This window comes from Maribacter polysiphoniae (assembly GCF_003148665.1).
Classification (GTDB): Bacteria; Bacteroidota; Bacteroidia; order Flavobacteriales; family Flavobacteriaceae; genus Maribacter_A; species Maribacter_A polysiphoniae.
Genome location: NZ_QGGQ01000004.1, coordinates 200,302 through 212,435, shown reverse-complemented (window position 1 = coordinate 212,435; position 12,134 = coordinate 200,302). Strand labels below are relative to the sequence as shown.

The window sequence follows — 12,134 nt, the reverse complement described above, 5'->3', positions numbered from 1 at the left end:
TTAAAAGCAGCAAAGATACTTATTCATAAGGGAGTTTAAAAGGTTTGGAAAACATTGTTTGTATATTCTTTTCAACACTATTTCAGAGGGTTGAGGCTTTCAAGGGTCATTCTTGCCCTGGCTTTATAGGCAGAACTCCCCGAGGCATAGTTTAGCTCCAAAACCATTTTCAATTCAGGGTGTATCCAATCAAAAGTACGGCCTAAAAGCAATAACGAGGTCATGGAATAGGCTTGTGCAGCGACTTTGTGTTCGCCTATAAGCCAATCAAAACAGGCACTGGCCATAAGTTCGAGGTGCTTAGGGATTAATACGGATTGTATGTTGTTCTGCTTTTTTGAATAATAGGCCTGGATCATGATCTCGCATATTTTGGCCATGGGCCTCACCGAGGAATCCAAGGTTAGCGTATGTAGATTTTGGGTGAAAACGTCAATATAAGGCACGATGAGGTTTAGGTTTTTCTTGAGGACAAATTCCAATATCCAACACGCTTTATTGGAAACGGGGGCTTTGCCTTTAAAAGCGATTTGTAACAAAGGTTCAATTAATTCGGGGGTTTGCAAGATATAATTGGACATATGCATGCGTTTTTCCCTTGTTGCATTTACATAGTCCAAAGATTTTATCAAGTCGTCTTGAGTCACAATTATTTGTATTTTTGAATAAATGTTCGCCCCAATGAAAATAATGAAAAAAATAGGAGTAGCGCTCCTATTGATATTAATTGCCTTGCAATTTTACCGTCCCCAAAGGAATTTGTCGCAGGGCAATCATACAGCGGATTTTTTGAAGGAAACCAATCCCTTACCCGAGGTTCGAATGATGCTGCAGAATACCTGTTACGATTGTCATAGTGATAACACCCGTTACCCATGGTACAATACGGTCGCACCCATTTCATTTTTTCTTTCCAAGCATGTGGATGAAGGTAAGGACGAATTGAATTTCTCGACTTGGGATACTTATTCAGACACAAGAAAAAGTCATAAGCTCGAGGAGGTCGTCGAGGTTCTCGAAAATGGGGAAATGCCCCTAAAGTCATATACTTGGATCCATTCCGAGGCTCAATTGACTGCCGAGCAAAGGAATGCGGTAATCGAATGGGCCAAGCGTTCTAGGGTGCTTTATCAATTAAATCAGCAACCGCAATAGGAACCCCTTTGGTTGCATTTTCAGGAATTACCTTTAGGTTCTGTGTGGAGCGGTTTTCAATCGATGGTTTTGGATCGATGAAATATATGGGGGTTCCCGAGGGAACAAAGTCAATTAAACTAGCCGCTGGATAGACCTTCATCGATGTACCGATAATGATCAGGAAATCAGCGTTAGAGGTCAATTCCATGGCTTTGCCCATGAGCGGCACGTCTTCACCGAACCAAACGATATGGGGGCGTAATTGATATCCCCTTTCACAGCGGTCACCAAGGACAAGGTCTTTACGCCAGGGAATGGGATCTCCACCACCTGTACTCCGAACTTTCAAAAGCTCCCCATGAAGGTGTACCACATTCGTACTACCGGCCCTTTCGTGAAGGTCGTCTACATTTTGGGTAATGATGTTCACATTGTATTTTTCCTCTAGGGTTACCAGTGCTTTGTGTGCTTTATTGGGGGAGACCTGCAACAATTGCCGTCTACGTTGGTTGTAAAAATCCAATACCAATTGGGGGTTTTTCGAAAACCCTTGGGGGGAAGCTACCTCCATTACATCATGACCTTCCCATAATCCATCTGCATCACGGAAAGTCTTAAGTCCACTTTCAGCACTCATTCCAGCACCTGTTAGGATTACCACATTTTTTTTCATGGTATAAAATTAGACTTTTCTTATATTCGATTTATGTTAAATCAACAACTTTTAGACTATCTCGAAGAATTTATTTCGGAAGAAAGAAAGGAACGTTTTATAAAGGTGCTCGAGGAACGTACTAAATTCATTACGGTTGCCATTGAGGATGTTTATCAATTCCACAATACGAGTGCCGTAATCCGTAGCTGTGAAGTTTTCGGATTGCAGACAGCCCATGTCATTGAAAGTCGTTTTGGGAAGCGCTTGGATAAGAACATAGCCATGGGGGCCCAGAAATGGGTCGATGTATATCGGCATGGGGACACACAATCCTGTATTTCCGATTTACGCAAGCAAGGTTATCGGATTATTGCAACGACACCGCATAATGATTCCTGTTATCTTGAGGAATTTGAAATCGAGGATAAAACAGCATTGTTTTTTGGTACGGAAAAAGAAGGGCTTAGTGCAGAAGTACTTAGGGAGGCTGATGGATTTTTAAAAATACCGATGGTCGGGTTTACAGAGAGCCTGAATATATCCGTATCTGCAGCGATTATTTTGCAACATCTTACCACAAAAATGAAAAAACAACAGTTGCCGTGGCATTTAAGTGATGCTGAGAAACTTGATAAACGATTGGATTGGACCAAAAAATCCATCAGAAGTATCGATGATATATTATCACGATATTACGAGTGAATGTAAATATTCACTATATTTAATGGTAAGTAATCAATTGATAGACAAATGTATATACTATTTTATGTCCTGATAGGAATCGTGGTCCTAGTTGTGATACTAGCCATGATTGCACCAAAAAAGTACAATGTTTTTAGGAGCATTGAGGTTGCCAGACCCAAAGCGGAGGTGTTCGAATATCTGAAATACCTTAAAAAACAACAGGAATGGTCTCCATGGGAAAAGAAAGACCCGAATATGGATCATAAATTTACGGGAACCGATGGTGAAGTTGGTGCCATTAGTTATTGGAATGGCAATAAAGATGTGGGTGAAGGTGAGCAGGAAATCACAAAGATCATTGAGGGGGAACGCGTTGAAGGGGAACTGCGGTTTTTTAAGCCGTTCAAGTCAACCTCCGATTGTTATTTACAAGTGGAAGGCCTTAGTGACAATACGACAAAAGTTACTTGGGGATTTTCAGGTAGGAATAAGTTTCCCATGAGCATCATGATGTTGTTTATGAGCATGGATAAAATGGTGGGAAAGGATTTTGAAGAGGGACTTCAATCCCTAAAGGAAAATCTGGAAAATTGATACCTATGGAATATAATATGATAGGTTGGTTCGAGATACCTGTGACTGATATGGATCGCGCGAAGGCTTTTTATGAAACGGTTTTTGACATTACCATAAGTGTTCATGATTTAGATGGGCTGATAATGGGATGGTTTCCCAATGCACCCGAAAAAAAAGGTGCTTCTGGATCTTTGGTTCAACATAGTATGTATATCCCGAGCACTACCGAAGGTCCTCTATTGTATTTTACTTGTGAGGATCTCACCAAAGAGCTTAGCCGGGTAGAAGGGGCTTCTGGCACCATACTTAAGCAAAAGACGGAAATAGGGGGCGGGTATGGCTTTATGGCCTTGATAAAGGACACTGAGGGTAATAGAATCGCTTTGCATTCTCAAAAATAATCCTAAAAATAGAGGATTGAAGCTTCGGCACGGGCTCCAAACCGAATGGGGAGAATTGTAGTGCCTACCCCTTTTGAAACATACATTTGGGAGGTTTCACCGGGGTACCAACCTTTTACATATTCGCCACTTCCATAAGGTGTCATTAAAGGTCTGCCAAAAAAGGTTATTTGGCCACCATGGGTATGTCCCGATAGAATCGTTGGTTTTATATCTAAGGAAGAACTTATTTCATCAATTGTCTTTCGATATGCAGGACAGTGGTTTAGGACAACTGTGGGCAATTTGTAGTCGATATCTTGGGAGGCTCTGGCAAAATCAGGTTTCCCAAATACAAAATCATCAACGCCCAATATGTTTATTTTTCTTGATTTAATATCAAAAACATAAGATTCATTGATTAATAGGATGCCATTATGGGATTCTAACGTTTCTCTTAAGTCTTTTAGGTTGACACGGCCCGAATATTCCTTGTTACCCAATATGGCTATTTTTTTAATTTTATAATCAAGTAGGGAAAGGAATTCACTTAACAAAGGTATTCTCGAATTCCTTGTAATGGAGTCCCCGGTAATCAGCAGTACATCAGGAAGTTCTTTATTGATACGTTTGGCAACTGGTTTATGGACTTTTTTTATTTCCTTGAGGTGAAGATCACTCAACTGAATAGCCTTTATTTTATTTTGGTTACCATTGGAAATATCAAATATATTCCATTCAATAAAATATTGTTCTAACCAAAATGCATCCAAGAAGAACAATCCCAAAACACCTAAGAAAAACTTTATCACAAAGCCTCTTCTACTTAATTTCATTTTTCATTAAAATGTGGATTTATTATTTCTAATTACTGGGCCAATTCCAATAAAGCAATATCAAACCCGCTCTCAAAGATGGCCTTACCATCCTTAACTTCCATATAGGTATCTGAATAGGTGTCATGTAGTTTTGTGCCATCACCGAAGAATCCCTTGACCGATAGTGATTTCTTGCCTATTGGAAGGTCCAAGCCCACAACAACCTTATCCTTAAAATCATCGTTGATATAGGTTCTGCTAAAGACATAAGGCTTTTTGGAAAGTCTTTTGTGTTTGCCAGCACCGATTGCCGGGTGGTTCTTCCTGAATTTGCCTAATTTTTGCCAATGGGCCAAAATATTCTTGGTCCCAGGCAAACTGTCTTGGTCTTTCCAGTTCATAAAGGACCGTAAGGTAGCGTCACCAACAGCCCCTTCTATCGTTAGATCCCTAGAGGATTCGTCCCCGTAATATACTTGGGAGGCCCCTGGTGTTAATAATAGTACATTCGCGGCCCTAATGGGTTTCTTGCGATCCTTGTCATAGGGATTGCCGTCATCATGGGACGTTAGATAGTTGAGGACACTTTTGCCTTTAAGGTCTGTATGTAAAAGCTTGTTGTATTTTTTGAATATGGATTCGTAATCCATATCTGCGTCTTGTTTCAATTCAAAATTGATCAAACTTTTGAATCCATGATTGAAATAATCAACCTTTTTATCACCAAGATCGAACAATCTTCCGTTGGAGATATTATAATTATATACCTCACCGACCATGTAAAAGGAATTGTCATCCAATACGTTGTTCGGATGTTTCTTTTTCCAGGATTCAAAGGCTGCCGAGGCTTCTTTATAAAGTTCGGACCATGCATTCTCATTAACATGTTTAACGGTATCCACCCTAAATCCATCGATACCCAGGTCATTGACGTAATCCGTCAACCATTTTATGATATAGAAACGGGGAGCCCTAGGGTAACCGGTACGATCAAAGAAAAGTTGCAACTCATCGAGTTCTGTACTGATACGTCCCTCGGTTTTCCATTTGGCCAAAAGGGCATCAGGTAACTCAACATTCTCATCGGATTCTGTATAAATGTCGGGAAGATTGTCTACCAGTGTACATGCCGTGGTATTCTCATAAGTCGTGAATTCACAGGTAGGTTTGGTCCTGACCCATTCTTCTGGCCATACAGGATCTTTGTCGGTAACCGGTCCCGTATGGTTCAAAACGACATCCATCAAAACTCGGATACCATTTTTATGGGCGGTTTTCACCAATTTTTCCAAATCCTTTTTTGTGCCGAAATTGGGGTCTAATGCGGTCCAATCCTTTGCCCAGTAACCGTGGTAACCATAAGTGTTCCCAGTGGATTCGTCAGTGTCACCGTGAATTTGCTCAACAACGGGGGTGAACCAAATGGCATTAATGCCCAAATCGGAAAAATAACCTTCTTCTATCTTTTGGGTAATACCTTCCAAATCACCTCCCATGAACCCTCTAAGTTCACCGGTTTCATTCGTTCTTTCGAAATTTACATCGTTTGTAGTGTTGCCGTTGTTAAAACGGTCTGTAAGCAAAAAGTATATATTGGCACCTTCCCAAACGAAAGGAACCGTTTCCGTTGCAACCGGATTACTTTGATTTGCAACGATTTCGGGTTGTTTTATCGTTTCTTTTTTCTCTGGTTTACAGCAGTAGAAAAAGGCCAAAACCAAAAGCAATACCAATGATCGATGCATAGTTGTCTATTTTGGTTAAAGCTATAAAATGCAGGGGGAATAAGAAAATTTATTTCTTCCTATTTAGCACTTTGAACTCTTCATAACAACTACTGATGGCATCTAGGATCTGCAAATCGTTTGCCGTGGTGATAAAAGATTTGGAATAACTGCAATTGTTAAGAATATCCTCGATATCCACTTTTTCAATCTGAAGCAATTCGGTAAGGGTTTCCCTGTCAAATTTCGAGGCAAGAAGATCGCGTATGGCATCATCTTCCTTTACCTGTCTTAGCTTTCGCATTTGATTGGGTTTTTTCCCGAAGAGGTTCCGCAATAAATCGGCAGGATTCAAGATCGCACCAAGCACCTTGGTTACGGCACTAGGGTTCTTGTTTCCTCCTTCATAACCCACGTTCAGTCCTGAAATACTATACTGGTAAGCATTATTGATGGGCACGTTTTTGACGTCTATTTCCAGATAGCCGGTAAGTTGGTATGGGCGTACAATGACCTCCTCCAAGGCATATGCCAATTCGGTAAGCGATATTTTGGTATCCTCGAACTTGAACATGTCATTGGTCACCCTTATTTTCTGCGATTTAAAACCGAGATAGGAAAAATACAAGGTATCGTTTACGGAGGCGGTTATTGAAAACTCACCTCGCTGATTGGTAATTGTACCCAATACCTTATTTAGATTAACGACATGGACACTTTCTAAAGGCTTGTCTGTCTGTGCATTCACAATGATTGCACTGAATGTCTGTGCCTCTGATTCGGTTTCTTGGGAAAACCCCATAATACCTATGAATAGAAAGGCAATGGTAATATATTTTATCATTGGTCTAAAATCCGAATAATTGGGTACTAATCAAAACAAAAAAGACTAAGAACCGTATTTTTAATATACAATTAACTAAAAGAAATCACTTTTACGTTTACTCCTTCTTTTGCCCGAATATGTAGCGCCGCCTTCAGAAGATTTTCTATCCCTTCCTTTTCCGGAACTATTCCGGTCCCTGCTTCTGCTAGATGATCGGCTACGATCTTTGCCGCCTCCGCTTCTTTTTCTGTCCCTTCCGCCTCGGCCTCCGCCGCCACCGGGATTTTTGGATACTTCAACATTTACGAATCTTCCATCAACCTTAAATTCGGTAAAGGTTGCCAATATTTTTTCAGTGGCTTCGGCATCCGTGTTGAAAAATGAAAAGCTCTCTTTTACGTCGACCTTGAAAACATCGTCTTTATCAAGACCTACCGTGTCACGGATGAAGTCCTTCAACGACATCCAGTCGTATCCGTCTTTTTCACCAACGTTGATAAAGTAACGAACCGAACCACTTGTTGGAACATCACCACCACGTTCCCTATGTCTTTCACCGCTACTACCTGCATCGGCGCTGTTCAGGTCCCGGGTCTTATTGTAGTAATTGAAGAAACGGGTAAATTCTACAGAGATGATTTTCTTTATAAGTTCTTCACGGTCAAGGTCCTTGAATACATCATTGATAGCAGGTAAATAACTTTCTACCTCTTCGTTGATTTCCGTTTCCTTTATTTTATTGGCTAGGTGATAAAGCTGTATCTCACAGATTTCTATTCCCGTAGGGATGGTTTTCTGAAGGAATTTCTGCTTTATTTTATTTTCTATGGATTTTATCTTTCGCAACTCACTTCGGGTCACGATGACCATGGAAATACCTGATTTACCAGCACGGCCTGTTCGACCACTTCGGTGTGTATAGGTTTCTATTTCATCGGGCAATTGGTAGTTGATCACGTGGGTTATGTCATCCACATCGATACCCCTGGCAGCCACATCGGTAGCGACCAACATTTGTATTTGCTTTTTTCGAAAGGAGTTCATAACCAAATCCCTTTGGTTCTGACTAAGGTCACCATGTAGTGCCCCTGCATTATAGCCATCCTCAATAAGCTTTTCGGCAACTTTTTGGGTATCCCGTTTTGTTCGGCAAAAAATCACGGAGAAGATATCAGGATTGGTGTCAGCCAATCTTTTTAAGGCAGGATAACGATCTCGTCCTCCAACAACATAATATTCATGCTGTACGGTTGTTGCACCCGAATTCTTATCACCTACGGTGATTTCTTTTGGGTTATGCATGAATTTTTTGGCAATAACCGAAACTTCTTTTGGCATGGTGGCTGAAAACAACCATGTGGATTTCTCCTTGGGGGTGTTTGATAGAATATCCTTGATATCCTCGAAAAAGCCCATGTTCAACATTTCATCGGCTTCATCTAGAATACAATAATCAATTTTAGAGATGTCAACGAGTCGACGGCCTATCATATCTTTCATTCGGCCTGGTGTGGCAACCACAATCTGGGCACCTCTTTTTACTTGTTTGGCCTGATCGGTAATACTTGCACCACCGTAGATGGCAACGACATTGATGTTTTTCTCATACTTAGCGTATAATTTCAATTCGTTGGTAATCTGTAAACAGAGTTCCCTGGTGGGGGAGAGGATCAACCCTTGGGTTGTTCTGCTGTCACTTTGTATTTTTTGGATGAGCGGAAAGCCAAAAGCGGCTGTTTTACCTGTTCCGGTTTGGGCTAAGGCGACCAAATCGGTCTCTTGCTCCAATAAAATGGGGATTGCTTTTTCCTGTACTTCTGAAGGGGTTTCAAATCCTAAATCGGTAACAGCGTCCAATAGGGACTTCTGCAGTCCCAGTGCTTCAAATTTTGTCATAATGTTTATTACTTAATCGCAAATATGTGTGTTGTATAGAGCGATTATCGTTTATAACCCATTAGACTCAGCGCAACACGTGCCATACCGGCGGCAATTATTAAAAGTGCAAAGATACAGTTATTTATTTACATGGGTATATTGGCCCCTAAGGAGCTAAATAATAACCATAAATAGATAAGGTAAACCCAATGATACCAAAGAGTACCATAAGAAATATAAAACCTCTCTGTAGTTTCGGATTGTCATAAATGATGATACAAATAGCGCCAAGAACGATACTTATTTGAAAGAACAACATCCCAATATCGAATTTTTGTGTAGCAACATCATATTCATTGGCCAATAGCTCCCATTCCTTAATACCGATGATCTCGCCCATTTTCCCGTCTAGGTCCTGTGCCCATTTTTCTTTGGGTATGTTCGATGATCCTAGTAATATTTCTGTCTTTTCGGCATCGTACTTTTTTATTTTAGAACTGGTATTCGTGATTTTTGAGGTTATTACCTCGTGGTTTTCTTCGGAAATCAAACCGGCCTCTATAAGGGTCTCAAGGTAATGGAGTTCACTTTCGTTAAGACTTTCTTTAATGCTTTTGGATTGATACCAGTTTGAATAGTTGACCACTTTATTGTGGGCTATCATCATTTCTTCTTCCAACTCCCCGTTTACCATCTGGGCAATGGCCATTAGGGCGGCAAAAAAGGCGATAAGTACCCCGCCTATGGCCTCCGCGTTCTCAGAAGCAACCGAAACCTCTATGGTTTCCCCTTTTTTATTACTCGGTATCATTGGCTAAATTCTTTAGGAAAATTAGTAATTCTTGAATGGCCTTACCTCGGTGACTGATTTTGTTTTTCACGGCCATTGGCAGTTCGGCAAAGGTCTGTGAATAGGTTTTTGGCCTAAAAATGGGGTCGTACCCAAAACCTTTATCGCCTTTTTTTTCGTCGATGATCTCTCCTTCAACGGTGCCGGTGAAAATATGCTGACTGTTTTCAAGGTTTAGGGCAATTACGGTTTCAAACCTTGCGGATCTATGGGTTGTTGATTTTAATTCCGATAGTAGTTTGTCCATATTATTATCGGAATTCCCTTGTTCCCCTGCGTAACGGGCGGAATATACGCCAGGGGCGCCATTCAATGCGTCAACCAATAAACCTGTATCATCTGCAAAACACGGCAAACCGAAATGCTTTGTGACGAAATCGGCTTTTATAATGGCGTTTTCCTTTAGGGTTTTCCCGGTTTCCGGTATTTCTTCATTACAACCGATATCGGTCAATGATAAAAGGGATATGTTTTTAGGAAGTAAGGCTTGCACCTCTTTTACCTTATTTTGATTATGTGTGGCAAAAACCAATTTCATAACAATAATTTAAAAATTTCATTTTATGGTGTGGCCCTAATGAATGCGCCTATTATAACGGATTTATACCAAAGTAATAGCGTGATTTCGGTAAGGAAAGAATTGGGGAGGAATTATAACTGGCGTAAAAGTAGTAATTTTATTTGCCATTATTTAATTAGATTTATGAAGTTGAAACTACCTCCTGTACTTGTCTTTGTGATATTCTCAATACTGATGTACGTGTTGTCGATTGTGCTGCCTTTTGGTGATTTCGATTTTTTTGGCAGGCAATTTTTGGCCTTTTTTTTAGTGGGATCGGGAGCAATAGTGGGGTTGGTCTCATTAATACAATTTTATGTTGTAAAAACATCCATTGACCCCAGAACACCATCAAAGGTTTCCTCTATGGTTACAAAAGGTTTGTATAAATACTCAAGAAACCCGATGTACTTGGCACTTTTAATGGTTTTATTGGCATGGGGACTTTGGTGGGGCAATGCTTTTAATACCTTATTGGCCGCTGGTTTTGTAGGGTATATGAACAGGTTTCAGATTATTCCGGAGGAGGAGGAATTGGCTGCTACCTATGGTAAGGAATTCCGCCACTATTGTACACAGGTTAGGCGATGGTTTTAAGTAGTTGCCTTTTTTCATTACATATTTAGCTTATATCAATAAATATTAGTAAATTAGCTTATAAATAATAAATATTAGCTTTTTAGATTATAAAATGATAGCAGTAATTACAGGCGATATTGTTAATTCCAGAGGGTATGATTCAACCGAATGGATGGCTAAATTGAAATCATGCCTCTCCCAATGGGGGGATACCCCAACAACATGGGAGATTTATCGGGGGGATGAAATCCAATTGCGAATACCGGTAACGGAAGCCTTAATGGCGGCAATTAAGGTAAAGGCCTTGGTAAAAACCATAAAAGGGCTAGACATTCGCATGGGCATTGGCGTAGGTGATGAATCGTTTATCGGTTCGGGTGTAAGTGAATCCAATGGTACGGCCTATCAGCGATCGGGAACAACCTTGGAGGCATTAAAGGAAAGCAAGGTCAATTTAATGTTGACAACGGCTAATGCGGAATATAACCGTACTTTGAACCTCATGTTAAAACTTGCCTCGGATTTTATGGATGATTGGAGTACGGTTTCCGCCGAAATGGTGTACCTGACCTTGAGTCACCCCAATACATCCCAACAAAACTTGGCCGATCAATTGCACATAAAACAATCGGCGGTAAGCCAAAGAACCAAGAGGGCCAGATTGGATTTGGTCTTGGAATTATTGGCATATTATCAAACCACCATAAATACCATTAAGGAATAATGCTGTTCACGAAACTTTTATTGGCCCATTTGATCGGGGATTTTTTATTGCAACCTCTCCGTTGGGTGATCCATAAGGAAGCAAATAAGATAACATCAAAATACCTATACCTGCATGTACTGCTTCATGCAGCACTAATGATGTTGTTGTTATGGGATTTAAGCTATTGGAAGATCGTTGTGGCCATAACCTTGTCCCATTATGTTTTGGATTTGGCCAAGCTGTATGCAAATCCATTGTTCAAGCGAAAAACCATTCCATTTTTTATCGATCAAGTATTGCATGTAGCGGTCCTGTATGCCTGTGTCTATTTTGAAAATCTATATGAACATACCTTGCTTTTGATAGATATGATAAATTGGCCCTTGGTTACGGCCATCGTTTTTGTAAGCTATCCCACGGCCATCATAATGGGTGTTTTGTTGGAAGGTATGTCGAGTAAGATCGAATTGGACCATAAGTCATTACCGAATGCCGGTAAGTATATCGGTATCATAGAAAGGTTGTTTGTGCTTACTTTCATAATACTGGGTAGATGGGAGGCCATCGGACTATTGATTACGGCAAAATCGGTCTTTAGGTTCAATGATCTTAAGGAAAGTAACAATCGTAAACTCACCGAATATATTTTGATCGGCACATTATTGAGTTTTGGCTTTGCCATCATAGCGGGTATCCTGTATATGAATTTTAGTTCGTAACCCTGATTTTTCGTCGGGAATCACTTATAAATCAAAAAGTGGA

At 40.4% G+C, this 12,134-nt stretch carries 15 protein-coding genes; 7 read left to right on the top strand and 8 right to left on the bottom strand.

Translation table 11 applies throughout. The annotated features are described in order from the left end of the window. Positions 1-77 precede the first annotated feature (77 nt). Positions 78-647 (bottom strand): adenylosuccinate lyase, encoded by a 570-nt coding sequence (locus tag LX92_RS10720; protein ID WP_109650350.1) that lies wholly within the window; start codon positions 645-647, stop codon positions 78-80. Between the two features lie 34 nt (positions 648-681). On the opposite strand from LX92_RS10720, the gene LX92_RS10715 reads away from it, so the two are divergent. Further along, on the top strand, positions 682-1,155 hold the full coding sequence (locus tag LX92_RS10715; protein ID WP_109650789.1) for a heme-binding domain-containing protein: 474 nt from the start codon (positions 682-684) through the stop codon (positions 1,153-1,155). On the opposite strand, the gene LX92_RS10710 is transcribed toward LX92_RS10715, so the two are convergent. Beyond that, positions 1,118-1,810: an SIR2 family NAD-dependent protein deacylase gene (locus tag LX92_RS10710; protein WP_109650348.1), complete on the bottom strand. Its 693-nt coding sequence runs from the start codon at positions 1,808-1,810 to the stop codon at positions 1,118-1,120. The two genes, LX92_RS10715 and LX92_RS10710, sit on opposite strands and share 38 nt — an antisense overlap. 33 nt (positions 1,811-1,843) lie before the next feature. On the opposite strand from LX92_RS10710, the gene LX92_RS10705 reads away from it, so the two are divergent. Genes LX92_RS10705 through LX92_RS10695 form a run of 3 tightly spaced genes read left to right on the top strand, consistent with a single transcriptional unit; the run spans position 1,844 to position 3,453 of the window. Then, positions 1,844-2,494: a TrmH family RNA methyltransferase gene (locus LX92_RS10705; RefSeq protein ID WP_109650346.1), complete on the top strand. Its 651-nt coding sequence runs from the start codon at positions 1,844-1,846 to the stop codon at positions 2,492-2,494. A 48-nt stretch (positions 2,495-2,542) separates the two neighbouring features. Then, the gene (locus LX92_RS10700) at positions 2,543-3,070 is read left to right on the top strand and encodes an SRPBCC family protein (RefSeq protein WP_109650344.1); all 528 of its coding nucleotides are present in this window, start codon (positions 2,543-2,545) and stop codon (positions 3,068-3,070) included. 5 nt (positions 3,071-3,075) lie between these two features. Then, complete coding sequence (locus LX92_RS10695; protein ID WP_109650342.1) at positions 3,076-3,453, top strand: VOC family protein; 378 nt, start codon at positions 3,076-3,078, stop codon at positions 3,451-3,453. Positions 3,454-3,455: 2 nt separating this feature from the next. Here the strand turns inward: LX92_RS10695 and LX92_RS10690 are convergent, their stop codons facing one another. From LX92_RS10690 to LX92_RS10665, 6 genes are all read right to left on the bottom strand, one after another. Then, the gene (locus tag LX92_RS10690; RefSeq protein ID WP_109650340.1) at positions 3,456-4,268 is read right to left on the bottom strand and encodes a metallophosphoesterase; all 813 of its coding nucleotides are present in this window, start codon (positions 4,266-4,268) and stop codon (positions 3,456-3,458) included. 32 nt (positions 4,269-4,300) lie between these two features. Next, positions 4,301-5,995 (bottom strand): alpha-amylase family glycosyl hydrolase, encoded by a 1,695-nt coding sequence (locus LX92_RS10685; protein WP_109650338.1) that lies wholly within the window; start codon positions 5,993-5,995, stop codon positions 4,301-4,303. 49 nt (positions 5,996-6,044) lie between these two features. After that, positions 6,045-6,818, bottom strand: a complete 774-nt coding sequence (locus LX92_RS10680; protein WP_109650336.1) for a carboxypeptidase-like regulatory domain-containing protein — start codon at positions 6,816-6,818, stop codon at positions 6,045-6,047. Positions 6,819-6,893: 75 nt separating this feature from the next. Continuing rightward, on the bottom strand, positions 6,894-8,696 hold the full coding sequence (locus tag LX92_RS10675) for a DEAD/DEAH box helicase (protein WP_109650334.1): 1,803 nt from the start codon (positions 8,694-8,696) through the stop codon (positions 6,894-6,896). Positions 8,697-8,844: 148 nt separating this feature from the next. After that, positions 8,845-9,489, bottom strand: coding sequence for a DUF4337 domain-containing protein (locus LX92_RS10670; RefSeq protein ID WP_109650332.1), 645 nt, complete (start codon positions 9,487-9,489; stop codon positions 8,845-8,847). Continuing rightward, positions 9,476-10,066: a non-canonical purine NTP diphosphatase gene (locus LX92_RS10665; RefSeq protein WP_109650330.1), complete on the bottom strand. Its 591-nt coding sequence runs from the start codon at positions 10,064-10,066 to the stop codon at positions 9,476-9,478. Before LX92_RS10665 ends, LX92_RS10670 begins: the two co-directional genes overlap by 14 nt. A 165-nt stretch (positions 10,067-10,231) precedes the next feature. Between LX92_RS10665 and LX92_RS10660 the strand changes: the two genes are divergently transcribed. From LX92_RS10660 to LX92_RS10650, 3 genes are all read left to right on the top strand, one after another. Then, the gene (locus LX92_RS10660) at positions 10,232-10,684 is read left to right on the top strand and encodes a methyltransferase family protein (RefSeq protein WP_109650787.1); all 453 of its coding nucleotides are present in this window, start codon (positions 10,232-10,234) and stop codon (positions 10,682-10,684) included. A 94-nt stretch (positions 10,685-10,778) separates the two neighbouring features. Further along, positions 10,779-11,390 (top strand): SatD family protein, encoded by a 612-nt coding sequence (locus tag LX92_RS10655; protein ID WP_109650328.1) that lies wholly within the window; start codon positions 10,779-10,781, stop codon positions 11,388-11,390. Then, positions 11,390-12,091: a DUF3307 domain-containing protein gene (locus tag LX92_RS10650; protein WP_223308362.1), complete on the top strand. Its 702-nt coding sequence runs from the start codon at positions 11,390-11,392 to the stop codon at positions 12,089-12,091. Before LX92_RS10655 ends, LX92_RS10650 begins: the two co-directional genes overlap by 1 nt. Positions 12,092-12,134: the final 43 nt, after the last annotated feature.

What these genes read in the sequence shown, in the direction of transcription:
- LX92_RS10655 (WP_109650328.1), top strand. Translation starts at nt 10,779, where the DNA reads ATGATAGCAGTAATTACAGGCGATATTGTTAATTCCAGAGGGTATGAT.
- LX92_RS10660 (WP_109650787.1), top strand. Translation starts at nt 10,232, where the DNA reads ATGAAGTTGAAACTACCTCCTGTACTTGTCTTTGTGATATTCTCAATA.
- LX92_RS10650 (WP_223308362.1), top strand. Translation starts at nt 11,390, where the DNA reads ATGCTGTTCACGAAACTTTTATTGGCCCATTTGATCGGGGATTTTTTA.
- LX92_RS10700 (WP_109650344.1), top strand. Translation starts at nt 2,543, where the DNA reads ATGTATATACTATTTTATGTCCTGATAGGAATCGTGGTCCTAGTTGTG.
- LX92_RS10705 (WP_109650346.1), top strand. Translation starts at nt 1,844, where the DNA reads ATGTTAAATCAACAACTTTTAGACTATCTCGAAGAATTTATTTCGGAA.
- LX92_RS10680 (WP_109650336.1), bottom strand. Translation starts at nt 6,818, where the DNA reads ATGATAAAATATATTACCATTGCCTTTCTATTCATAGGTATTATGGGG.
- LX92_RS10685 (WP_109650338.1), bottom strand. Translation starts at nt 5,995, where the DNA reads ATGCATCGATCATTGGTATTGCTTTTGGTTTTGGCCTTTTTCTACTGC.
- LX92_RS10670 (WP_109650332.1), bottom strand. Translation starts at nt 9,489, where the DNA reads ATGATACCGAGTAATAAAAAAGGGGAAACCATAGAGGTTTCGGTTGCT.
- LX92_RS10695 (WP_109650342.1), top strand. Translation starts at nt 3,076, where the DNA reads ATGGAATATAATATGATAGGTTGGTTCGAGATACCTGTGACTGATATG.
- LX92_RS10675 (WP_109650334.1), bottom strand. Translation starts at nt 8,696, where the DNA reads ATGACAAAATTTGAAGCACTGGGACTGCAGAAGTCCCTATTGGACGCT.
- LX92_RS10710 (WP_109650348.1), bottom strand. Translation starts at nt 1,810, where the DNA reads ATGAAAAAAAATGTGGTAATCCTAACAGGTGCTGGAATGAGTGCTGAA.
- LX92_RS10715 (WP_109650789.1), top strand. Translation starts at nt 682, where the DNA reads ATGAAAATAATGAAAAAAATAGGAGTAGCGCTCCTATTGATATTAATT.
- LX92_RS10665 (WP_109650330.1), bottom strand. Translation starts at nt 10,066, where the DNA reads ATGAAATTGGTTTTTGCCACACATAATCAAAATAAGGTAAAAGAGGTG.
- LX92_RS10690 (WP_109650340.1), bottom strand. Translation starts at nt 4,268, where the DNA reads ATGAAATTAAGTAGAAGAGGCTTTGTGATAAAGTTTTTCTTAGGTGTT.